Below are 23,223 nucleotides of genomic sequence, written 5' to 3'. Positions count from 1 at the left end.
CTAAAATATATTATTTTATCAATATCAAAAGGCTAAATTTATGTTTGAAACAGTTATAGGATTAGAAGTACATTGTCAGTTAAATACAAAAACTAAGATATTTTGTGGATGTTCAACTAGTTTTGGAGAGGAGCCAAATACTCATGTTTGTCCAACATGCTTAGCTCTTCCTGGGGCATTGCCGGTGTTAAATTCTCAAGCAGTAAAAAAAGCAATTAGCTTTGGTAAAGCAATAAATGCAACCGTAAATAAAAAGAGTGTTTTTGACCGCAAAAACTACTTCTATCCAGATCTACCTAAAGCCTATCAGATATCTCAATTTACTATTCCAATTGTAGAAAATGGTGAGCTAATTATTAAAGTTGGCGATAAAAGTAAAAGAATTGGTATTACTAGAGCGCATTTAGAAGAAGATGCTGGCAAAAATAGCCATGAGAGTAAATCTAGTCTTGTAGATCTAAATCGTGCTGGAACTCCGCTTTTAGAGATCGTAAGCGAACCAGATATTAGAAGTAGTGATGAGGCAGTAGCGTATCTTAAAAAACTTCATAGTATTTTAAGATTTTTAAATATTAGCGATGCTAATATGCAAGAAGGCTCTTTTAGATGCGATGTAAATGTTAGCATTAGACCAAAAGGTGATGAAAAGCTATATACAAGAGTTGAAATTAAAAATTTAAATTCATTTAGATTTATTCAAAAAGCTATTGAGTATGAGGTAGAGCGTCAGTGTGAAGCTTGGGAGGATGGCAGATATGATAGTGAGGTTGTTCAAGAAACTAGACTATTTGATACGACAAAATTAATAACTAAACCAATGAGAAGTAAAGAAGATAGTGCAGAGTATCGCTATTTTCCAGATCCTGATTTATTACCAGTTATTATTCCTGATGAGCTTATGGAAGAAGCTAGTATTTTACCTGAGTTACCAGATGAAAAAAGAGCTAGATATATAAGTGAATTTGGAATAAAAGAGAGCGATGCTGATGTGATAATTAGCAGCTATGAGATGGCAAAATATTTTGAAGATCTAATAGCTGGCACAAACTCACCAAAACTATGCGTGACTTGGCTTACTGTAGAGCTTTTAGGTAGATTAAAAAATGGTATAACTATAGAGACAAGTCCAGTTAATAGTGCAAAACTCTCAACTCTATTAAACAGAATAGAAGATGGCACCATATCACAAAAAGCTGCTAAAGATGTCTTAGATGCAATAATAGAAAGTGATGAAGATATAGATAGTGTGATTGATCGTCTAGGCCTAAAACAAGTAAGTGATGATTCAGCTATATTATCTATCATTGATACAGTATTAGCTACAAATGAAGATAAAGTAGCTGAGTATAAGAGCGGTAAAGATAAATTATTTGGTTTCTTTGTTGGTCAAGTTATGAAAGAGGGCAAGGGTGCATTTAATCCAGCCAAAGTAAATGAGTTATTAAAAACGAAATTAGGGTAGCATTATTGGTTTATTAGCAATTTTCATAAGATTAAATTTATTAATATATAGCAAGATTTTTATTTATAAAATTATGTTTTTTATTTTGAAAAATTAAATTTAATCTTATAGAGATTTTGTTAGTAAGTATTAGTAGCGATATAAAACTATGGATAGCAAGATATGAAAATAGCAGTAATCGGTGCTGGAAAATGGGGGCAGGCTTTATACTCAGCACTTAAAATAAATAATGATTGCATTATCTCATCTCGAACAAAGCGTGATATTGAAGGTTTTGTAGAGTTGGATAAGGCGCTAGAGTGCGACTATTTGCTCTTTAGTATATCAACTCAAAAAACACATGAGTTTTTACGCTCAAATTTTAAAGCAAAGAATCAAAAAATATTAGTAGCTTCTAAAGGTATAGATACGATTAGTGGAGAGTTTTTACATGAGATCTATTCTAAATTTGCTCCAAGTGAAAATTTGGCATTTTTAAGCGGTCCTAGCTTTGCAAGTGAGGTTATACAAGGATTGCCGTGTGCTTTAGTGATAAGCAGCAAAAATGATGAGTTAGCTCAAATTTGGGCTAGCACTTTTCCAAGTTTTATTAAGCCATATATTAGCTACGATGTTATAGGAGCTGAGATTTGTGGCGCATATAAGAATGTGATCGCTATAGCTGGCGGTGTATGTGCTGGTCTTGGTCTTGGACAAAATGCTAGAGCCAGTTTGATATCTAGAGGATTAGTAGAGATGGCTAGATTTGGTGAGCATTTTGGTGCTAAGAGTGATACATTTTTAGGTCTTAGTGGAGCAGGGGATCTATTTTTAACTGCAAGTAGTGAATTATCTAGAAATTATAGAGTTGGTCTTGGGTTAGCTAGTGGATTTAGTCTTGATGAGATTTTAGCTCAAATTGGAGAGGTGGCTGAAGGTGTAGCTACAGCATATGCAATTACTAAAATTGCTCAGCAAAAAGCGATTTACACTCCAATTGCTAGTCAAGTAGTTGATATGCTAGGTGGCAAAGACGCCAAAGAGGCATTAAAGGATTTATTAAAACGACGATGAAAAAGATTATTTTGCTATTTATTTTTACTATTTCACTCTTTGGCACACCAAGTGATAAAGAGTTAAGAAATATGATCGGTCAGATGGTGATGGTGGGATTTACTGGAAACAGTTCTAGTGATGAGTGGGTTAAGCAGCTCCATCTTGATATTAAAAATGGTAGAATCGGTGGAGTAATGATACTAGCTAGAAATATTAGCAGCAAACAGGGGTTAAAAAATTTAACCAAATATTTAAATTCCGCCAGTTCTAAATATCCTCTTTTTATAGCTATCGATGAAGAAGGCGGGCAAATTAGTAGATTTAATAAATTTAGTGATTTTGAGCATTTTCCATCAGCTTATAAGGTTGGTAGTGAGTTAGATTTAAATAGTGCTAATAAGCTATATACCAATATGGCAACTCAGCTTAAAAATCTTGGAATAAATATGAATTTTGCTCCAGTAGTTGATCTTCATAATGATATATCACCTATAATTGGTCAAAGACAAAGAGCATTTAGCAAGGATGCAGGTGAAGTAACTGCATATGCTAGTGAGTTTATATCAGCTTTTGATAATGTAGGCGTTGCTAGTGTGTTAAAGCATTTTCCAGGTCATGGCAATGCCTCATCTGATACGCATAAGATTAGCACTATAGTAGATAGTTTTGATTTTGATGAGATTAGGCCGTATTATGAATTAATTAAGCGTAAAAAAGCTAAATTTATAATGGTTGGCCATATGATAATCCCGACAATCGATGATGTAAATCCAGCTACGCTCTCACGCCAAATAGTTACAAATTTACTAAAAGATAGCTTAAATTATGAAGGCGTTGTAATAAGCGATGATATGTTAATGAAAGCACTTGGAGGAACACTTGAGCAAAATGCTATAAAGGCAGTAAATGCTGGAGTAGATATATTGCTAGTAAGTGAGTATTTTTATAATAAAACCAACTCTATAAAAGCTTTAAATGATGCAATTTTTAACTCTGTTAAAAGTGGTAAAATAGAGATTGCTAGAATTATTGATGCGTATAATCGTATAATTGCTCAGAAGGCTAGATTCTAATCTCTATCTAGCCCAAGTCTGTTAAACTCATCTCTTAAATTCTCTTTAATGCTTCTAGCAAGCTGTTCTCCGTTTATAAAATTAGACTCTACAAAACTATCAAGTCTGCTAAGAAGAGCAAAAAGTTTGCTTTGCCATTGGGTGCTATCTTTTGAATTTAAAGACTCAATAAATACAAGTTCTTTACTAAAATCGCTTAAAGCTTCTAGTATTTCATCTTTTTTATTAGGTTCTAATATCATATCTTCTTGGATATTTTGACGCAATATATCTATTTGATTGTCTATCGCATCACAAAATTTAGAATAGACTAAATTTGGATTTTCATCATCATTTGTGATATTTTGTGTTACTTTATTTATCTGTTTATAGAGTATTACTCCTACAATTAATACAGCAACTGCCATTATAATTAAATCATTTTGTGCCATTTTTTCTCCTTAAATTTGAAATTGTAGCAATTGCAAGACTAATCCATATGAGTGCAAAGCTAATAATTTTATAAAAATCTAAAGTCTCATTATATATAAAAACTGCAATAATCATACTTAAAGTTGGGCTTATGTATTGCAAAAATCCAATTGTAGATAGTTTAAGATATTTGGTGCTAGCATTAAATGTAAGTAGTGGTAGTATAGTTACAAATCCGCTTAAAAATAGCATAATTCCATTGAAATTTATCCCAAATTCGCTGCTATTATTTATAGCTAGATATAGCAAATAAAATAGAGCAAATGGTGTTAAAATGATAGTTTCTATAAATAACCCCTCAAAAGTTCTAACCCCAAGTCTTTTTCGCAAAAGTCCATATAACGCAAATGATAATGGCAGTATAATAGATATTAGCGGTAGATTGCCAATGGCATAAATTTGAACTCCAATAGCAATAAATACGATAAAAATTGAGAGTTTTAAAGCAGGACTTAACTCTTCTTTTAATATGATCGCACCAAGAAGTATGGAAAAAAGAGGATTTATAAAGTATCCAAGGCTGGTGGCTAAAATTTCATTTTGGTTGATTGCATAGATAAATACTCCCCAATTACTAGCAATTAATGCACCTGTAATGGCTAAGGTTAGAGTAACTTTTTTGATTTTTGCTATTCTTTTGACGCTGTTTAATCTTTTTGTAATTATAAGTATAGCTAGCAAAATTAAAGCTGACCATATAATCCTATGAGCTAAAACCTCAGTAGCTGCAATTCCTTCAATGAATTTAAAAAATATCGGGAATACACCCCACATAATAAATGTAGCTAAAGCTAAGATAAATCCTTTTTGTGTTGCTTGCATTAGTAATTTAGATCACCTATAAATTTGAGAATTCTTGGATTGTTTTGCGAACTAAAAAACTCTTTTGGGGATTCAATAGTAACTATTTTGCCATCTTCTAAAAATATAATCTTATCAGCGATATCCTTGGCAAATTTAAGCTCATGAGTGACTAAGATCATAGTTTGGTGTTCATTTGCTAGCATTTTAAGCGTGGATAAAACTTCGCTTACTAGTTCTTTATCAAGTGCGCTTGTAGGCTCATCAAGCAATAAAATATTTGGTTTTAAAGCAACAGCTCTAGCAATTGCTACACGCTGTTGTTGTCCTCCGCTTAAAGAGCTAGGATAGGCATTTGCTCTATCTTTGAGGCCAAATTTATTTAGTAAATTTAAAGCAATCTCAATGGCTTTTTCTTTTGGCATTTTTTGGACACTGATTAGCCCTTGAGTAATATTTTGCGTAGCATTTAGATGAGCAAAAAGATTATAAGATTGAAATACCATTCCCATTTTGCGTCTTAAATTTAAAATTTCTTGTTTGCTTGGATGGGATTTAAAATCAATTTTTAATGAACCATCGCTAAATTCTAAAATTCCACTATCTGGTATCTCTAGATAGTTTAATGAACGAAGAAGCGTAGTCTTGCCACTTCCGCTTGGCCCGATAATTGCAATTATCTCACCTTTTTTAATATCAAAACTAATATTTGATAATATGGTATGAGAGCCGATTTTTTTATTTATATCTCTTATTTGTAGCATATTTTCCTCTTATAGATGCTTGCTAAATTTTGCCTCAAGGTGGGTTTGTAAATATCCAAGACCTATACAAATAATCCAGTATATAAGAGCAGCTTGCGAATAGACTCTTAGAAATTCATAATTTTGAGAGGCGATAGTTTGAGCTTGACGAAATAGTTCAGCTACTAATACTACTGATGCTAGTGATGTATCTTTAACTAACGCAATAAATGTATTTGATAGGGTTGGTAGAGCAATTTTAAGTGCTTGTGGAGCAATAATTTTAATAAAAGTATCACTATTAGTTAGTCCTATACTCCATCCAGCTTCCCATTGTCCCTTTGGTACAGCTAAAATACTAGCTCTAATAGTTTCACTGCTATATGCGCCAATACTAAGACTAAAAGCAATAATTGCGCTAATGAATGGATCTAGCGTTATGCCAATATTTGGCAAACCATAAAATATTATAAAAAGCTGTACAAGTAGAGGTGTTCCACGAATTATAGAGATGTAGAACTGACAAATAGCCTTAGCTAAATTTGATAGTGGATTTTTGCTGTGATTGATACGGATAAGCGCTACAATAACACCTATTGCAATACCACAAATAAAAGATATAATACTAAGGGGGATTGTATATAAAATAGCCCCCTTAATCATAGGCAAAAATGCCTCAATATAATTACTCACTAACATCTATTCCAAAATATTTTTCTGAAATTTGTTTTAGGGTGCCATCTTTTTTCATAGATTCTAAGGCTTTGTTGATTCTATCTCTTTGTTCTGTTAGCTCTTTTTTAAACAAAAAGACACTTCTAGTGCCATCGCCTGTATCAAATGCGATTTTAATATTTTTATCGCCAGTTGTTTTTAAGTAGTTTAAAATCGCTAATTTATCATTCATAGTAGCGTCAGCTCTACCTTGGCTTACAGCTTTAATGGCGGGTGCTAAGCCATCAACTAAGATTATATTTGCTCCATTTTTGATAGCAGTTTCATAGTAGTTGCTTCCCATAGCTTGAGCTATGTTTTTGCCTTTAATATCGCTTAGTGAGTTGATGCTATTATCATCAGCTCTTACTGCTATGGCAGCTGAAGTTACAATATATGGCGCACTAAGAGTATAAAGCTCGGCTCTTTTAGGGTCAGCATCGCTAATTTGATTAGCTATCATATCAAAGCGATTTGAGTTTAATCCAGAAAATATCGCATCCCAATTTGTCTCATGAAATTCAATATCAAATCCAGCTCTTTTGGCTGCTTCAGTGATTACTTCTACATCATATCCGACTAGTTTGCCACTTGCATCATGATATGAAAATGGATTATATGTTCCTTCTGTTGCGACTCTTAATTTATCTTTGTTGGTATTATTAGAAGAACAACCAATCATTAAAAGACTAATGAATAAAAAAGATATTAACTTTTTCATATTTACTCCTCAAATTTATTTAAAATTTCATAATATTATCTAAAATATATAAATAAATTATAAAAATTATATATTTTAGATAAAGGCTATATTATAGTTATTTAAAAAATATATATAGTAAAATTATATATTTTTAATATTTTTAATATAAGCATGTATATATTCATATCCCGAATATAAGGTAAGAATAACAGAAATCCAAAGTAAAATTTCACCACCCCACCATTGCATAGATAAAAATCCAATAGCTACCATCTGCATTATTGTTTTAATCTTGCCAGCTATGGATGCACTTATATCTATATTTTCACTAGCCATTACAACTCGAAATCCAGTAATGAAAAACTCTCTAACAAGAATTATATATACTGCCCATGCATCAGCTCTATCTATTATCATTAAACCTAAAAATGCTGCTAAAATCAACATTTTATCGGCAAGCGGATCTAAGATTGCACCTAGTTTTGTCTTTTGATTCCAGCTTCTAGCTATATACCCATCAAAAAAATCAGTAATGCTAGCTACTACAAATGTTAAAGCACAAAAGTAATTAAGCCAACTAATCTCTATAGCATTTCCATTGCCCTTAATACATAAAAGCAAAAAAAACATAAGTGGAGCTAAGAGTATACGAAATATAGCTAGAGAATTTGGTAAATTTATCATTTAAAAGTAGTGCCACCATCTATTATAAATGTATGGCCTGTTACCCAGCTAGCTTTTGAGCTGCATAGAAATAAACAAGCACCAGCAAGATCAGTTGGTTGTCCCATGCGACCTAAAGGACTTAATGATGCTGTAGCATCTCTTACTTCTTCATAATTTGTAAATGCTCTTAAAGCATCAGTTTCTATTGGCCCACCACTTACTACATTTACTCTGATGTTTTTCTCGCCAAGCTCAGTAGCTGCGTATCTTGCCATAGCCTCCACTGCAGCTTTTGCTGTGCCGTGACCGCTATAGTGTTCTATATAGACTAGGTTTCCAGTTGAGCTTAAGCTAACTATGCTACCACCGCCTACCTTTTCCATCCTTTTGGCTGCCTCTTGAGAGCCTACTACAAAGGCATTAACGGTAGCTGTAAAGATATTGTTTATTCCACGAGGTTTTAGCTTCATAAATTTAGTATATCCACCAGCTACTGCGCGTCCTGAAATAATTGCATTTGATACAAAAAAATCGACTCTATCAAAATCTTTATCTATCTCTAAAAATAGCTCTTTATAAGTTTCAGGTTCAAGAATATTTAAAGGATATGCTCTAGCTTTGATGCCAAATTCTTTTTCTAATTCTAATGCTTGATTTTTAGCCATCTCTTCATTAGAGTTATAGGTAAATGCAATATTTGCACCATATTTTGCAAATTCAAGTACAATTGCTCTACCAATTCCTCTTGTACCACCACTAATAACTAGGGTTTTGCCTTTAAATTCTTCATGATAACAGTTCATTAAAATCCTTTTATATCGTAAGTTTTCATTATTGATTCTATCTTTTTGAGATTCTCACTGCTTGGAGCTACAAGTGGTAATCTATATTCTAAGCTATCTATTAAACCAGCAATATACATAGCAGCTTTAATAGGTATTGGATTTGACTCGCAAAATAGAACTTTATTTATATTATATAGTTTATCATTAATCTCTTTTGCTTTTAGAAACTCATTTTGCATAGCATAGTGAGTAAGAGCTGAAGTTTGATCTGGTAAGAGATTTGATGTAACTGATATAACGCCTTTTCCTCCATTGCTTAAAACTGGATAGTTAATAGCATCATCACCGCTTAATAAATATATCTTTGGTTCATGAGCTAAAATATCAACACATCTTTCTATATTGCCACTTGCTTCTTTAACTCCATAGATATTATCGCAATCATTAAATAGCCTTATAATTGTCTCTGGCAGGATATCACACCCAGTTCTAGATGGGACATTGTACAGCAAGATAGGTATATCTACTGATTTGGATATAGCTTTGTAGTGTTGATATAATCCTTCTTGAGTTGGTTTATTATAGTATGGTGCTACTGATAAGATTCCGTCTGCGCCACAATTTTGAGCAAATTCAGCCAAACCTATAGCCTCGTGAGTAGCATTACTTCCAGCACCCGCTAATACTTTTACATCGCTATTTTTACACGCATTTACAGCTATCTCAATACAAATTCTGTGTTCATCATGTGTCAAAGTAGCACTCTCTCCAGTAGTACCTACAGGTACAACTGCATCAATTCCATTTTTTATCTGTCTTTTAATAAGTTTTTCATAACCATCTTCATCTATTTTACCATTTTTAAAAGGTGTTACTAGAGCTGTCATCGCTCCATAAATACTTTTTTTCATTTGATTCCTTTTAATATAATTGTAGTGGATTTATCTTTGTTAAAATACCTATTAGCACACTCTTTGATATCTTGTGTTGTAAGTGCATTTGTTCTATCTGAGAGTTGCCAAAGTGGCTCTATATCGCCTCTTGCTATATAGCTTCCATACAGACTTGCAAGCTTGCTTGCGCTACTTAATGAGTAGATAAAATTGCTCTTTAGGCAATTTTTAATTTTAGTTAGCTCATCAGTATCTATATCACTATTTTTTAGTTTTTTTATCAGCTTTAAGATCTCTTTTTTAACTAGTTTGGCTTTTATACCTGGATTGCAAATAGCGATTATTATAAATAAATTTTCATCAATGCTTTCCATAGGATAAGCATAAATTTGATTTACTAAATTTAATTTATCTATTAAAACTCTTTCAAATAATGAGCTTTTACCGCTGCTAAGATATTCGCCAATTGCACTTAATGCAGTCTGGTCTGGATGATTAAATGGCGGTATTTTATAAGCGATAGCTATCATCTCTACATCACTTTGTTTGTGAATTATTAAAGACTTTTCTCCGTTTTGTTCAGGCTCTATGCAGTGCATAGTAGGTATTTCGCAGCGGTTTGCTATACCTTCAAAGTGTTTTTTGCCAAGTTCAAATGCAGTATTCTCGTCAATATCTCCAGTAATCATTAAAAATGCATTTTTTGGTTGATAAAATTTAGACCAAAACTCTTTAATATCAGCAATATTCCAATTTTCAATATCTTTAATAAATCCAATTGGTGTCCAGTGATAAGGATGATATATAAAAGCGTGATTAAATAGTCTAAAATATAGTATTCCAGTTGGATTATTGTCCGTTCTCCATCTGCGCTCTTCTAAAACAACATCTCGCTCAGGTAAAAATTCATCTTCTTTAAGGCTTAAATTTGCCATTATATCAGCATAAAGTTCTAGCGATGTATCAAGATTTTGACTCGAACATTTGATAAAATAGTGAGTAAAATCAAAACCAGTACTAGCATTATTTACTCCGCCAAAACCCTTTACAATGGAGTCAAATTCACCAGCTTTTCTATTGTCTGTACTTTTAAAATTTAGATGTTCTAACATATGTGCGATTCCGCTCTTACCCATTGTTTCGTTTCTAGAGCCAACTTTATAATAAAGATCTATGCTAATAACATTTGAACCTAAATTTAAAGGGGTATGATAGATCTCAAACCCATTTTCAAGGGTAATTTTGCTAAATTTTGGTAGCATTTATCTCCTTAGATTAGCGCCAACTGCTTGAGAAATATTTTCATATCCCTCGCTTAAGGCTAAATTTAATATTTGACTATTGATATTTTTACAAATACTTGGACCTTCATAGATAAAACTAGTATATATTTGTACTAAGCTTGCACCCATTTTGATACGCTCATATGCATCTTGACCATTATCAATTCCACCACAGCTAATTAATACTGCTTTACCATAAAGCTCTTTAGCAACCTCTTTAAATAGCTCTTTGCTCTTGTTTTTAATAAGCTGACCGCTGATACCGCCAAAATCTTTTGCCTTTGGTGTAAGAGAGTAATCCACGCTAGTATTATTGATAATTAACCCTTTAAATCCAACATTTGCAGCTGTAGAACAAAGAGATATAGCTGAGTCTATACTCATATCTGGAGCTATTTTTAAAATTAGAGATTTTTTGGTTAAGCTACTTAAAGCAGCAAATAGTTCATTTATAAAAGACTCGCTTTGTAAATCTCTCAAATTTGGAGTATTTGGTGAGCTGATGTTGATTACAAATGCATCACAACAACTATCAAGCCCTTTAACCAAAATTTCATAATCTTTAATAGCCATATCATTTGGCGTAATCTTATTTTTGCCAATATTAGCAATAAGAGGGATACTAAAAGGATATACCTTTGAGACTCTAGCTTTAATTTTATCTAAGCCATCGTTATTAAATCCCATGGCATTTTGTATACTTTTTTCTTCTATTAAGCGAAATAGCCTTGGTTTTGGATTTCCATCTTGAGGTTTTGGTGTAAGAGTGCCATACTCTAAAAATCCAAACCCCATCGCAGATAGCGGTGTAATCATTGTAGCATTTTTATCAAATCCACCGGCGAGTCCAACTGGATTTAAAAAATTAATTCCAAAAATATTTTGTGATAGCTTAGTGTCAATAAAACAGAAATTATCCACCAAATAGTCACTAACAAATGGAATTTTTACAGATAATTTCATTCCAAATTCAGCTATTTTATGGGCATTTTCTGGGTTTAGTTTAAAAAAAATTTTTTTAATATCGCTATAGTCCATAATTTTCCTTTAAATCTGCTATTTTAGCTAAAATTTGCTTAAATTTGCTTATAATTAATAAGAAATTTAATGATATTTTGGGTAATTTATAGATATAATATTTTATAAATTTAAGGAGTAAAAGTGGCATATCAAGAGAAAAAATGGCAAAATTTTTATGAAAATGCTTGGGCTATAAATGAGTCAATTTATAAATAGGGGGGGGGTATAATGCTCTTCAAGTGATTGGCGAATTAGAGAAAAAGGAGCGGTATTATCATTTAGCGATTAATGATGATGGGAATTATGAGTGGCAAAGAAAAAAGAGCGAGAGTGAGAAATTTAACTTTGCTGATATTCCATATAATAAAATAACCTCCTTAAATGGTATAAATATTCTTGTTCCATTTTATACTAATACATCTATTGTAAATATGATTATTGATGCGCTAGCGCTAGAACAGTATGATAGCGTTATTGAGCTAGGCTGTGGATATGGACAAAATCTTTTTAAGATATTTTATAGCGGCGGTGGAGTGAATTTAAAATATTTTGGCGGTGAATTTACCAAAAGCGGCGTAGAGATGGCAAGAAAATTAGCAAATATTGAACCAAATATGAAGGCTGAGTTTTTTCATTTTAACCATTTAAAGCCTAAATTTGATAAGAATTTGGATTTTGGTAAGCGTGTTTTGGTCTTTACTTGCCATACGATTGAGCAAGTTAAAGAAATTCCTGATAATTGGTTTAAGGTTGTAGCTAGTATCGCTCCATTTGTCAGGTGTATTCATGCTGAGCCATTTGGGTTTCAAATTTGCAATCTAGGTGAAGCTAGCCAAAATCACAAAGATTATTTTATACAAAATGGCTGGAATTTAAATTTCGCTTCAACACTTAAAAAAGCTAATCAAAATGGTGATATAATCATCGAAGATGCTATGCTAGAGTATAGCTGTGGAACTGATCCATTTAATCCAACTTCAATTGCTGTATGGAGAACGGTTTAGAGTTTAATATTGTTAGATTTTAGTGGAATTGAGCCATAATGAATAGTAAATTGGCCTTGATTTAATCTATTTTGCAAGGCCATAATCTTTTCTTTGCTTAAGTGCGCGATCTCCTTGCGTACTTGTGTATCTAGGGATTTTGATACTACGATATAAATGGCGATATTTTTTGGGCTAAATTTATAGGCAATTGTGATTTTGCCTTTGAATTCTTGTAGTGTAGTCTTGATTAGTGTTACAGCCTGCATTTGATGGTTTTTGTCTGTTGATACTGATTGTATAGTTGAATTTAATGTAGTTTGAGTTTGAATTTCAGATTTGGTTTTTTGTATTTGATTTGTTGTCTGATTAGTTGAAGATGATAAATTTTGACTTGGATTTATCTGTTGATTTGGTGTATTTATAAGCAAATTTAACGCTAAATTATTATTAGGATTTATCGTAGTTGTTGGATTATGGTTATGTTTTTCATACTCTATTATATCTTTAAAATTAGCATCGATAAATTTTATTAGAGGCTTTATAAATGCGGTATATATGAGCTTTTTAATAAATTTAGATAAGATAAATTTATTTTTTATTGTTATTATTAGCTGCTCTTTTTGGGAGTATCGTTTAGAAATTTTAAGCGATATAATGGCGCAATCATCAACATAACATACTCCTTTTAGCGCATCAAGCGTGTATTTTAAAATATTATCAATGTCGGCTGGTAAGTGCTGTTTCCATAGTATTTCGACAGCCAAATCCCCATTCATAATAAATGCATTTTGTTCTAAAGCAGCTTTTTTTAACCCCTTTTGATAAATTGCTTTAATAGCATCATTTTTATTATTTATGCTTGTTGGTCTGTCGTTATATACTATTTTTTGTAGCATTAGTGGATTGCTCCTAGTTTTAGTTTTTGATAGATTTCACATTCTGCTTCAAGCTCTTTATCTGTACCAAATCCTACGATTTTACCATGACCTATAACAGCAATTTTATCAGCATTTTTGATAGTTGATAGACGGTGAGCAATAACAAATATAATCTTATCTTTGCTTAAATTTTCAATAGCTTTTGTTATTTCTTGTTCGCTTTCATTATCTAGTGCGCTAGTGGCTTCATCAAATATTAGAATTTGTGGATTATGATACAAAGCTCTAGCTATGGCTATTCTTTGTCTTTGGCCACCGCTTAGATTGGCCCCATATTCACTAAGTGTTGTATATATGCCATCATCTAAATTTTGGACAAAGCTATACGCATTTGCCATTTTAAGGGCCTTTATCACCTTGGCTTCATCTAGTGGAGCAGCATATGCTACATTAGCTGCTATTGTATCGTTAAAGATATATACACGCTGAGTGACTAGACCAATATTTTGCCTTAGGCTATCTAGTTTAAATTCGCTTAAATCATTATCATTGATTAAAATCATTCCAGAATTTGGGTCATAAAATCTCATTAATAGATTAATAAGTGTGCTTTTACCGCCACCACTACTACCTACTAGTGCTATCATTTGACCCTTATAGACTTTAAGATTTATACCATTTAGTGCAGTTTTATCACCGTAGCTAAATTTTAAATCTTGGATTGTGATTGAATTTACCTTAGCTGGGAAATTTATGTTTCCATCAACAATACTTGGCTGCATATCAAGTAACTCAAATGTTCTTTGGCTAGCTACTACTGCATCTTGCATTTGATTATATATATTTGTTATACGTTTTATAGGCGTATAGAGCATAAATAGCGCTGTAAGAAAGCTAAAAAAGCTACCTACTGTAATTTGTCCATCAATAACTTGCTGGCCGCCTATAATTATAGTAACTGCGATTCCAACTGAGCCTAATGTTTCCATCATTGGACTAACTAAAGCATTTACCTTAACGCTTTTTAAATTTAAATGAAATATTTTAGTATTGTGATTATCAAATTTGCTTAACTCTTTTTCTTGGGCACTACTAGCTTTAACTATTTCGATATTTGAGAAAATTTCATTTAACACCGATGTGATATCGCTAGAAGTTTCTTGCGATGTTCGGCTAAGTTTTCGCATTCTTTTAGCTAAGCGTGAAAGCGGATAAAAGGCTGCTGGTAACACAATAAGTGAAAATAGTGCTAAAGTAGGGCTTTGATAAATTACAACACAAAGTAATCCAATAATAGTTACAAACTCACGCACCAGTTCAGGAATGAGCGATGAGACGATATTGCGAATACGCTCAATATCACCCATGATCCTACTCATTAGCTCGCCAGTGCGATATTTATGGAAAAAACTCATATCTAATCCAAGTAGATTATCAAGTAGCTTGTATCTAAAACGCCTTATCATATCTTGTCCGATATAAGCGGTAAAATATACCTGTAGATATACTCCAAGGCTTTTTATAAAATATATTGCAATAATCGCATATGGAAGCAAATATAAAAGTGTTTCATTTTTTTCAACAAAGATATAATCAAGCACAGGTTTAACAAGCCAAGCAGAAACCGCAGTTCCAACGCTAGCCATAATCATTCCTAAAATTGCAATAGTAAACTGCCACACATACTCTTTATAATAGGATTTAAACCGTCTAAAGACTTCTGTTATTCCGTCCATATTTTCTCCCATTTTACTCCATTTGGCGTATCCATTATCGCTACACCAAGGGCGGTTAATTTCTCTCTTATAGCATCAGCTTTGGCATAGTCTTTAGCAGCCTTAGCGCTATTTCTAGATTCTATTAAATTTGCAATTTGCTCTTTTTGCTCTAAGCTAAATCCATATTGAAACCACTCAAACTCATCTATATAAAGAACTCCTAAAATCTCTTTTATAAATTCTAAATTTGCCATTATATCAGCTTTTAGTGCTTTGTTTTTTGGTTCTTTATCTAGATTTGTATTGGCTATATTTACCATTTCATCAATTTTTGCTAAGGCCTCTGAAATATTTAAATCATCGCTTAGAGCCTCTATAATCGCATTTTTAAACTCTAAATTTATCTCTCCAGGAGTTACGCCACTTAAGCGTTTTTTAAGTCTATAAATTTTATCGAGCCGTTTTTTACTAGAGAGTAAATCTCCTATATCGTAGTTGAAATTTGCCCTATAATGACTACTCATCAGATAATATCTTACCGCTTCACCCGGAGCAATAGCTAAAGCATCTTTAACAAAAAATGAATTGCCAAGGCTTTTACTCATTTTTTCGTTATTTACTTGAATAAATCCATTATGTAGCCAGTATTTAGATAGCTCTTGATGGTTTGCGCATCTGCACTGTGCAGCTTCGTTTTCATGGTGGGGAAAGAGCAAATCAGCTCCACCAGCGTGAATATCAATGGTTCCATTAAAGATCTCTGCAATCATTGCTACACACTCAGTATGCCAGCCTGGTCGCCCCTTGCCAAACGGACTATCATACCATTGTTCATCAAATTTCCATAGCACAAAATCTTTTTCATCTTTTTTAGCTCCACTGCTAGTAACTCTTGCGATTAGATTTTCGTCTTTTCTGCCGCTTAGACTTAGATATTTTTGATCTTTGCTAGTATCAAAATAAATTCCATCATCTAGCCTATACGTAACGCCATTTTGTTCTAGTTTTTGAATATAATTTATGATCGCATCAAGCGACTCTGTGGCTTTAGGTTCTATATCGGCATTTAGGACATTTAAAGCGTTCATATCGTTTTTATATCTATCTATATAGTAGGTCGTTATCTGCTCTAAGCTTTGATTGCTAGATTTCATTTTAGCTAGAATTTTATCATCTATATCAGTAAAGTTTTTGACAAACTTAACCTTATACCCAAGAGCTATTAAAACTCGCCTAAGTAGATCAAAGCTAATACTAGATTTTGCATGCCCTAGATGAGCATCATCATAAACAGTTGGTCCGCAGACATAGATATTTATATCATTGCCATTAAGTGGAACAAGTTTAACTTTTTGTTTTAAAACTGTATCATAAATTTGCATATATTATACCCCTTAATTCTATTAATAAATAGCCAAAAATTACTGCTAAGATTATAGTTATTAGATTTATCCTATTAAAGATTATATCCAAAAATTGCCTAATTCCAAATACAAAAATCGCATATCCTAGTAAAAATAGTCCGCTAATACTCCCAGCAAGTGCTAGTCCGCTTGCTCCTAAAGGTTTAAAAAGAAGCAAGCATAAAGCAGTATTTATAAAAAGTGAATATATAGCTATTTTAGCAGCGATTTTTTGTTGCATTTTAGCATATAGCCAGAGCGAAAAGAGCTTATAAATCCCAAAAGGTAAAAGTCCTAACATATACATTTGCAAGACTTTAGCTGATTCTATAGTATTATTAGTGTTAAATTCACCCCTTTGAAATAGCAGCCAAATAATCTCATTAGCTAAAACAAATCCGCCAATAGTAGAAAATAGTAGTAAAAAAAATAGTAAACTAAAGCTTTTTTTTAGTAAATTTATGGCGTTTGTATCGTTTTTAGATTTTATTGCTTTGGCAATTTTAGGAAATATTGCCGTAGAAAGTGCGATAGCAAAAAGTGCTAAAGGCAATTGAAAGATTCTATTTGCGTAGTATAGATAGCTAATTGCCCCAGTAGCTAGAAAGCTAGCAATAAAAGTGGAGATAAAGTCACTTAGTTGATTGGCGCTACTACCAATAATTCCATGGCCAAAGTTTTGCCAAAAACCTTTAGCTTTAGCTCTTTTGCCTTTGGCAAATTTGGCTATACCAAGAGTTAATAAACGGAGTAAATTTAATCTTTTAAGTGCGATAATATGAGATAAAACCTGCAACATTCCTCCAGCTACAACCCCCCAGCTAAGATACATTGCAGCACTTTTTTGGTCTAAATTTAATGCTAAAAGCAAAGCAATTATCATCGATATATTTAGCAAAGCTGTACTAAAAGCTGTAGTGGCAAAGTGATTTTTATATTGAAGAAGTGCTGAGAGTAGTGTAACAATAAAAATTGCCAAAAGATACCAAAAATTTATTCTTACTAGTGGAACAGCTAGAGCAATTGTCTCAGGACTAAATCCAAATGCAAGCGCCTTAGTAACTAAAGGAGCAAAGAGCATCACAATAAGACTAAGACCAAGCATCGCAAGGCTAAGCTTGATTAAAATTTCAGCACAAAATAACCCTTTTTGACTAACTTTTACTAAATTTGGCATAAAGGCTTGAGAAAATGCACCCTCACCAAAGAGTCTACGAAATAGATTAGGTAGCTTAAACGCTACAAAAAATATATCACTCCAAATACTTGCACCAAGAGCATTTGCCGTCATTAAATCTCTAATAAACCCAAGCACTCTAGAACATAAAATTCCGATACTATTTGTAAAGAAATGTCGCAGCAACTATCAAATCCCAAATTTAAAAACTATGTATTATACTTAAAATTAATTTGATTTTTATAAAATGTCTCAAACTTACTCTGTAAAAATAGGGCTAAAACAATCAAAAATCCACCGATTGTCATCTTATACATATCAAAATCTACTCCCCAAAAAATTGCATTTACCAAAATTGCTATTGGAATTATAGCATTATTCATAATTGCTAAAGTGCCACTATCGACCATAAGCGAGCCACTACTCCACAAATAATAGCCAAACCCAGAAGCTACTACACCAAGGTAGAGTAAAACTACCCAGTTTTGCAAATTTTGTGGAAGCATTGTAAAATTCCCAAAGAGAATAAAGCTAACCCCTGAAACCAAAACCGCCCCAAGATAAAAATATCCAAAATTTGATCTATTATCTTTTAAATTTTTACAAGTAAGCTTATAAAATGCTTGTGCTGCCCCAAAGCAGATATTTGCCATCTGCACGAGTATAAATCCATATAAAGAACTAAGGCTCCAACTTTCAAATTTAATAATAAAAGCACCAATTATACATAAAGTAATGCTAATTAAGTATAGTTTTTTAAATTTGCACGATATAAGATCATAGATTAGGCTTAGATAAAATGGTGTAAATATAGTAAAAAGAGCAACTTCGCTTACGCTAAGATATAAAAATGAATGATAGTAAAATATACTCATAAGACCAATTTGTAGGCCACCAATAGTGATTAATTTTAGCTTTAAATCAAATTTTAACTTTAAATTTAAAAATGGTAAAAATATCAAAAATGCTATACAAGAACGAAAAAGTATAGCAAAATAGTTATCAACAACTCCGACGATATAGTATCCAATAAGCGGAAATGAGAATGCCCATATAAAAGTTGTTACCCATAAATTGGCCATTTTTTATCCTAAATATTGAAATTTGATTTATAGTATCGCTAAAAAAAGTTAATATTAATCTATTTTTTAGTAAAATATCCGATTAAAAATCTTAAGGAGTCTAGGTGTTATTTACCAAAGCCAGTGAATATGCTATGCTATCATTGATTTTATTATCACAAGCTAATCACCCAAAAGATGTAGATACTATATCGTCTGAACTTGGAATTTCAAAAAGTTTTTTAGCAAAAATTTTACAAAATTTAGCAAAAGAGGGTATATTGCACTCCTTTAAAGGTGCAAATGGTGGGTTTGTTTTAGCCGATAAACCATCAAATTTAAGCATTAAGCGTATTTTAGAGAGTGCTGAAAAGCGTAAGGTAAATGTATTTGAGTGCGCAAATTCTAGATGTGATTGTCCTAGCAGCAAAGGCGATGAATGTAAAATTTGGCCTATGTTTAATGATTTACAAGGTCGAATTGATGAGTTTTTAGACCAGATTACCTTAACTGATATTATAAAGAAATAACCTTGGCTAAGCGCAATATTCTAACAATGGTGGCGCCATTTTTAGCGCCAGTGATGAAGGCAAAGAGTTTAACTGTAGTTTTTGTTATTGTAGCGATTTTAGCTATTATCATTGTGCCATTACCTAGTGCTGTGTTAGATTTTTTCTTAGCACTATCTATAGCTATATCTGTTCTTATAATATTAATATCTATTTATATACCAAAGCCTACAGACCTTAGTACATTTCCTACTCTTGTTTTAATTGTTACTCTATTTAGATTAGCGCTAAATATTGCAACAACTAGAATGATTTTAAGCGAAGGGCATAATGGACCAGAAGCTGTAAGTGAGATTATTGCTAGTTTTGGTGAATTTGTTGTCGGTGGAAACTATGTAATCGGGGTTATTGTATTTTGTATTTTGGTGCTTATAAATTTTATGGTTGTAACTAAAGGCTCAACTCGTGTAAGTGAGGTTCAAGCTAGATTTACTCTAGATGCGATGCCTGGTAAGCAGATGGCGATCGATGCGGATTTAAATGCTGGTTTGATAGATGAACAAACAGCCAAGCAAAGACGCCAAGATATCATATCTGAGGCGAATTTTTATGGAGCAATGGATGGTTCTAGTAAATTTATAAAAGGTGATGCTGTAGCTGGTATTATTATTACTATTATTAATATTATTGGTGGATTTTTAATTGGTGCATTTCAATATGATATGGCTATCAAAGATGCAGCAGCTACATATACTATTCTTACAATTGGTGATGGCTTAGTGAGTCAAATTCCAGGGCTTATTACTTCAACTGCAACAGCAATTATAATTACTAGAGCTAGTAAAGATGAAGATAATTTTGCTGAAGGTGTTGTAAGTCAGTTACTTGGTGAGTATAAGACGCTTTTAATTGTCGGTTTTATACTATTTGTATTTGCTTTAGTGCCAGGTCTTCCAACATTCTCTTTAGGATTTATGGGCTTATTATTTTTAGGGATTGGATTTATTTTAAAAATGATAGAAGAGGGAAAAATCGATTTTAGTGCTATCAAAACCGATAAAAATGGCTCTCAGCAAGCTGGAAATGGTAATAAGGCTGCACCATCGGCTAATAAACTACCTAAGAAAAGCGAAGAAGAGATTGCCCTTGAAGAACAAGCTAAGATTGATGATATATTAAAGATTGAAATTTTAGAGTTAGATTTAGGTTATGGACTTTTAAAACTTGCTGATGGGGATTTGGTTGAGAGAATCCGTGCTATGAGGCGAAATATGGCTACAATGCTTGGATTTTTGATGCCTAAAATCAGATTAAGAGACAATATCTTACTTGGCCCAAATGAGTATAAATTTAAATTAAAAGGCGTAGTAATCGGCTCTGGCATTGTCTATCCTGATAAGTGCTTGGCCATGGATAGCGGTTATGTAAGTGCAGATATCGATGGTATCGCAGTCAAAGATCCAGCCTTTGGGCTTGATGCATTATGGATTGATCAAAATTATAAAGAGGATGCGATTTTAAGTGGTTATACAGTAGCTGATGCAGCTAGTGTTATTTCTACTCATATGAGCGAGTTAGTTAAGCAAAACGCTAGTGAATTGCTAACCAAGCAAGAGGTTCAAAATATCCTTGAAAAGGTAAAATCAGAATATTCTGTAGTTGTAGATGATGCTCTAAAAGTAGTTGGCGTGGGCGTTATCCAAAAGGTATTAAAAGCTTTGCTTAAGGATAATATCCCAATTAAAGATATGTTAAGTATACTTGAGGCTATTAGTGATGTAGCTGAAGTTAGTAAGAATTTAGATATGATTATCGAACATGTCAGAGCGGCTCTAGCTAGAGTTATTACATCTATTTATACAGATGAAAATGGTCAATTAAATTTCTATATTTTAGATGCACCAGCCCAACAAAAGCTAATTGATAGCCTAAGTTATAAAGATGGAGCGTATACCTTAATGATAAATGTAGCCCAAACCTCAGCTATAGTTAGCGCACTAAGGGCAAAAAGAGAAAATAGACCTATAAGCGAACAAGGCGATATGGTGCTTTGCGTTGAACCAAGTATTCGTAAATTTATAGCTAATATAGTTCAAAATTTTTCAATCGATATAGCAGTGCTAAGTTTTGCTGAGATTGCGCCAAATACTCAGTTTGAAACACTTGGTACTATAGAGATACCAGAACTTTAATAAAGGAATAAAATGAAGATTTATCATCTTAGTCACACTGATTTAGATGGATACTCTTGCCAATTTGTTAGTAGTTTTTATTTGAAAAATGTCGAATTTTATAATTCAAACTATGGTAAAGAGATTGATAAAAAGATGTCGCATATAATTTCAAAGATAGGCGATGAAAAGGCGGTGATTTTAATCACTGATCTAAATTTAACCAAAGCTCAATGTCAAAGCTATCAAGATCAGCTAAAAAACAAAGATGTTAAGCTTATTTTGCTTGATCATCATCAAACAGGAGCTGAGTGTGCAGCAGAGTTTTCTTGGTATTATTTAGATAATGCTAGAAGTGCGACAAAAATTTGTTATGATTTTTTTAGTGCAATTTTTGGCAAAGATGAGAGGCTAGGAGCATATTGTGATGTGGTAAATGCTGTCGATATATGGCTTAAAAATGATCCAAATTTTGAACTTGGTAAGGTCTGTATGGGTGCAATTGCTGGAGCAAAAGAGATAAATAAGGTAATGTTTGAAGATGAGCATATAGAGTATATCTTTTATCTTATGAGAAGCTTTTGTGAGTTTTTAAGTCTTAATAATGCCCATATTGAACTTGATAATAGACTTCATGGGATTAAGAAGGAGTTTTTTTATCTTAAAAATGATGATACTTTAAGTAATCTAAACTCTAGTTATCTAGTTAGACGCCTTGGAGCTAATAAGGATAAATTTAGCATTAATTATCGTGGTAGTAAGGGGGTTTTAACCTACAATATAGGAAGTGCTAGTGTGATTGGTAATGATTTTTTAGTGGCTAATCCTGAATTTGATTTTTTTATAGATATGACTAGCAAAAAGACTATGAGTTTTAGATCAAATGGAGATTTTGATGTAAGCTTAATGGCTAAAGAGCTTTGCGATGGTGGAGGGCATAAAAATGCTAGTGGCGGGTTTTTTGCTGGATTTGTAGATAGCTATAATTATGATGAGATAAAATCACAAGTTGTAAATTTGATAAATAAAAAAACAGGAGAATTATAATGAAAAATTACGAAAATGATGTTACGCTAGAAGAGATGAGCTATGAATTGGAGTTAGCTACTCTTGGAATGCTTTACTACGCTGGAGTAAAAAAAGAGCGTTTAAATGACGCCTTTGATAGATATATAGATGTTATAGATGATGTATTAGAAAACAGCGATGCAAATGGCGTTGATGAAGTTATTACTGTGATTGAACATCTCAAAAAGAGCTGCCCAGAACTATTTAAAAAATAGTCTTTTGCTCTTAAATTTTAGTAATCTGATCGCTAGTTGACCTTTTTTATTTAAGATTTTATAATAGTTCCAAATATTAAAATTAAATCTAGCGATCTGAATTTGGGCAAAGATTTGCTCTAAATCATCTCTTTCTTTTGCAGTTAAACTATTCATCAAATTATCTCCTTTGAATTAAAATGAAATTATACTTGATAGCTTATTAAAAATCAATAAAATTTAGATTGTTTATATTTTATATTTTTATTTTGTATAGATAATATTTAATAAAAATAAGCAATCAATCATATAAATTGCTAAATAAATTTACAAATTTTAATCTTTTTGCTTAAATTACTTGACAAAGATAGGCTCAATGTTGTATAATTATCTTAGCAATTAAATATAA

Annotated in this window: 24 protein-coding genes; 8 read left to right on the top strand and 16 right to left on the bottom strand. The window is 32.4% G+C overall.

Features of this window, described 5'->3' with window-relative positions; all coding sequences use genetic code 11:
* The first annotated feature begins 40 nt into the window (after positions 1-40).
* The 3 genes from gatB to CIGNP109_RS02430 all read left to right on the top strand — a co-directional run bounded on the left by gatB (position 41) and on the right by CIGNP109_RS02430 (position 3,570).
* On the top strand, positions 41-1,462 hold the full coding sequence (gene gatB, locus CIGNP109_RS02440; protein WP_086228064.1) for an Asp-tRNA(Asn)/Glu-tRNA(Gln) amidotransferase subunit GatB: 1,422 nt from the start codon (positions 41-43) through the stop codon (positions 1,460-1,462).
* Positions 1,463-1,624: 162 nt separating this feature from the next.
* Positions 1,625-2,515: an NAD(P)H-dependent glycerol-3-phosphate dehydrogenase gene (locus tag CIGNP109_RS02435; protein ID WP_086228063.1), complete on the top strand. Its 891-nt coding sequence runs from the start codon at positions 1,625-1,627 to the stop codon at positions 2,513-2,515.
* Positions 2,512-3,570 (top strand): glycoside hydrolase family 3 N-terminal domain-containing protein, encoded by a 1,059-nt coding sequence (locus tag CIGNP109_RS02430; RefSeq protein ID WP_086224600.1) that lies wholly within the window; start codon positions 2,512-2,514, stop codon positions 3,568-3,570. Before CIGNP109_RS02435 ends, CIGNP109_RS02430 begins: the two co-directional genes overlap by 4 nt.
* Here the strand turns inward: CIGNP109_RS02430 and CIGNP109_RS02425 are convergent.
* From CIGNP109_RS02425 to CIGNP109_RS02380, 10 genes are all read right to left on the bottom strand, one after another.
* Entirely contained in the window at positions 3,567-4,001 is a 435-nt protein-coding gene (locus tag CIGNP109_RS02425; RefSeq protein ID WP_086228062.1) for a hypothetical protein, read from the bottom strand. The genes CIGNP109_RS02430 and CIGNP109_RS02425 overlap by 4 nt on opposite strands.
* Positions 3,988-4,863, bottom strand: coding sequence for an EamA family transporter RarD (gene rarD, locus CIGNP109_RS02420; protein WP_086228061.1), 876 nt, complete (start codon positions 4,861-4,863; stop codon positions 3,988-3,990). Before rarD ends, CIGNP109_RS02425 begins: the two co-directional genes overlap by 14 nt.
* Positions 4,863-5,606 carry an amino acid ABC transporter ATP-binding protein gene (locus tag CIGNP109_RS02415; RefSeq protein WP_086228060.1) on the bottom strand — a complete coding sequence of 248 codons (744 nt, stop codon included), beginning with the start codon at positions 5,604-5,606 and terminating at the stop codon, positions 4,863-4,865. Before CIGNP109_RS02415 ends, rarD begins: the two co-directional genes overlap by 1 nt.
* 9 nt (positions 5,607-5,615) lie before the next feature.
* The gene (locus CIGNP109_RS02410; RefSeq protein ID WP_293652035.1) at positions 5,616-6,278 is read right to left on the bottom strand and encodes an amino acid ABC transporter permease; all 663 of its coding nucleotides are present in this window, start codon (positions 6,276-6,278) and stop codon (positions 5,616-5,618) included.
* The gene (locus CIGNP109_RS02405) at positions 6,271-7,020 is read right to left on the bottom strand and encodes a transporter substrate-binding domain-containing protein (protein WP_086228059.1); all 750 of its coding nucleotides are present in this window, start codon (positions 7,018-7,020) and stop codon (positions 6,271-6,273) included. The genes CIGNP109_RS02410 and CIGNP109_RS02405 overlap by 8 nt, the downstream gene beginning before the upstream one ends.
* A gap of 123 nt (positions 7,021-7,143) precedes the next feature.
* A complete protein-coding gene (gene pgsA / locus CIGNP109_RS02400) occupies positions 7,144-7,683 on the bottom strand; it encodes a CDP-diacylglycerol--glycerol-3-phosphate 3-phosphatidyltransferase (RefSeq protein WP_236846216.1) in 540 nt (179 codons plus the stop codon).
* Positions 7,683-8,471 (bottom strand): enoyl-ACP reductase, encoded by a 789-nt coding sequence (locus CIGNP109_RS02395; RefSeq protein ID WP_086224594.1) that lies wholly within the window; start codon positions 8,469-8,471, stop codon positions 7,683-7,685. The genes pgsA and CIGNP109_RS02395 overlap by 1 nt, the downstream gene beginning before the upstream one ends.
* Complete coding sequence (gene dapA / locus CIGNP109_RS02390) at positions 8,471-9,364, bottom strand: 4-hydroxy-tetrahydrodipicolinate synthase (RefSeq protein WP_086228057.1); 894 nt, start codon at positions 9,362-9,364, stop codon at positions 8,471-8,473. The genes CIGNP109_RS02395 and dapA overlap by 1 nt, the downstream gene beginning before the upstream one ends.
* Positions 9,361-10,608, bottom strand: a complete 1,248-nt coding sequence (locus CIGNP109_RS02385) for a M16 family metallopeptidase (protein WP_086228056.1) — start codon at positions 10,606-10,608, stop codon at positions 9,361-9,363. Before CIGNP109_RS02385 ends, dapA begins: the two co-directional genes overlap by 4 nt.
* Positions 10,609-11,667 (bottom strand): quinone-dependent dihydroorotate dehydrogenase, encoded by a 1,059-nt coding sequence (locus CIGNP109_RS02380; RefSeq protein ID WP_086228055.1) that lies wholly within the window; start codon positions 11,665-11,667, stop codon positions 10,609-10,611.
* Between the two features lie 221 nt (positions 11,668-11,888).
* On the opposite strand from CIGNP109_RS02380, the gene CIGNP109_RS02375 reads away from it, so the two are divergent.
* On the top strand, positions 11,889-12,653 hold the full coding sequence (locus tag CIGNP109_RS02375; RefSeq protein WP_086228054.1) for a hypothetical protein: 765 nt from the start codon (positions 11,889-11,891) through the stop codon (positions 12,651-12,653).
* Here CIGNP109_RS02375 and CIGNP109_RS02370 read toward each other — a convergent pair.
* The 5 genes from CIGNP109_RS02370 to CIGNP109_RS02350 are packed head-to-tail and all read right to left on the bottom strand — an operon-like array spanning position 12,650 to position 18,893.
* Positions 12,650-13,531: a RusA family crossover junction endodeoxyribonuclease gene (locus CIGNP109_RS02370; protein ID WP_086228053.1), complete on the bottom strand. Its 882-nt coding sequence runs from the start codon at positions 13,529-13,531 to the stop codon at positions 12,650-12,652. The two genes, CIGNP109_RS02375 and CIGNP109_RS02370, sit on opposite strands and share 4 nt — an antisense overlap.
* Positions 13,531-15,249: an ABC transporter ATP-binding protein gene (locus tag CIGNP109_RS02365; protein ID WP_086228116.1), complete on the bottom strand. Its 1,719-nt coding sequence runs from the start codon at positions 15,247-15,249 to the stop codon at positions 13,531-13,533. The genes CIGNP109_RS02370 and CIGNP109_RS02365 overlap by 1 nt, the downstream gene beginning before the upstream one ends.
* A complete protein-coding gene (gene cysS / locus CIGNP109_RS02360; protein ID WP_086228052.1) occupies positions 15,237-16,613 on the bottom strand; it encodes a cysteine--tRNA ligase in 1,377 nt (458 codons plus the stop codon). Before cysS ends, CIGNP109_RS02365 begins: the two co-directional genes overlap by 13 nt.
* Complete coding sequence (murJ, locus tag CIGNP109_RS02355) at positions 16,600-17,997, bottom strand: murein biosynthesis integral membrane protein MurJ (protein WP_086228051.1); 1,398 nt, start codon at positions 17,995-17,997, stop codon at positions 16,600-16,602. Before murJ ends, cysS begins: the two co-directional genes overlap by 14 nt.
* A 23-nt stretch (positions 17,998-18,020) precedes the next feature.
* Positions 18,021-18,893 carry an EamA family transporter gene (locus CIGNP109_RS02350; RefSeq protein WP_086228050.1) on the bottom strand — a complete coding sequence of 291 codons (873 nt, stop codon included), beginning with the start codon at positions 18,891-18,893 and terminating at the stop codon, positions 18,021-18,023.
* 104 nt (positions 18,894-18,997) lie between these two features.
* Here CIGNP109_RS02350 and CIGNP109_RS02345 point away from each other — a divergent pair, with 104 nt between their 5' ends.
* Genes CIGNP109_RS02345 through CIGNP109_RS02330 form a run of 4 tightly spaced genes read left to right on the top strand, consistent with a single transcriptional unit; the run spans position 18,998 to position 22,835 of the window.
* Positions 18,998-19,402, top strand: coding sequence for an RrF2 family transcriptional regulator (locus tag CIGNP109_RS02345; protein ID WP_086224586.1), 405 nt, complete (start codon positions 18,998-19,000; stop codon positions 19,400-19,402).
* Positions 19,403-19,404: 2 nt separating this feature from the next.
* Positions 19,405-21,573 (top strand): flagellar biosynthesis protein FlhA, encoded by a 2,169-nt coding sequence (flhA, locus tag CIGNP109_RS02340; RefSeq protein WP_236847535.1) that lies wholly within the window; start codon positions 19,405-19,407, stop codon positions 21,571-21,573.
* Positions 21,574-21,585: 12 nt separating this feature from the next.
* Positions 21,586-22,599, top strand: a complete 1,014-nt coding sequence (locus tag CIGNP109_RS02335) for a DHH family phosphoesterase (protein ID WP_086228049.1) — start codon at positions 21,586-21,588, stop codon at positions 22,597-22,599.
* Positions 22,599-22,835, top strand: a complete 237-nt coding sequence (locus tag CIGNP109_RS02330; protein ID WP_086224584.1) for a hypothetical protein — start codon at positions 22,599-22,601, stop codon at positions 22,833-22,835. The genes CIGNP109_RS02335 and CIGNP109_RS02330 overlap by 1 nt, the downstream gene beginning before the upstream one ends.
* On the opposite strand, the gene CIGNP109_RS08390 is transcribed toward CIGNP109_RS02330, so the two are convergent.
* Entirely contained in the window at positions 22,821-22,991 is a 171-nt protein-coding gene (locus tag CIGNP109_RS08390) for a hypothetical protein (protein ID WP_179187299.1), read from the bottom strand. The genes CIGNP109_RS02330 and CIGNP109_RS08390 overlap by 15 nt on opposite strands.
* Positions 22,992-23,223: the final 232 nt, after the last annotated feature.

The organism is Campylobacter sp. P0109, from assembly GCF_002138755.1.
GTDB classification, from domain to species: Bacteria; Campylobacterota; Campylobacteria; order Campylobacterales; family Campylobacteraceae; genus Campylobacter; species Campylobacter devanensis.
This window is presented reverse-complemented; position numbering and strand designations above follow the sequence as displayed.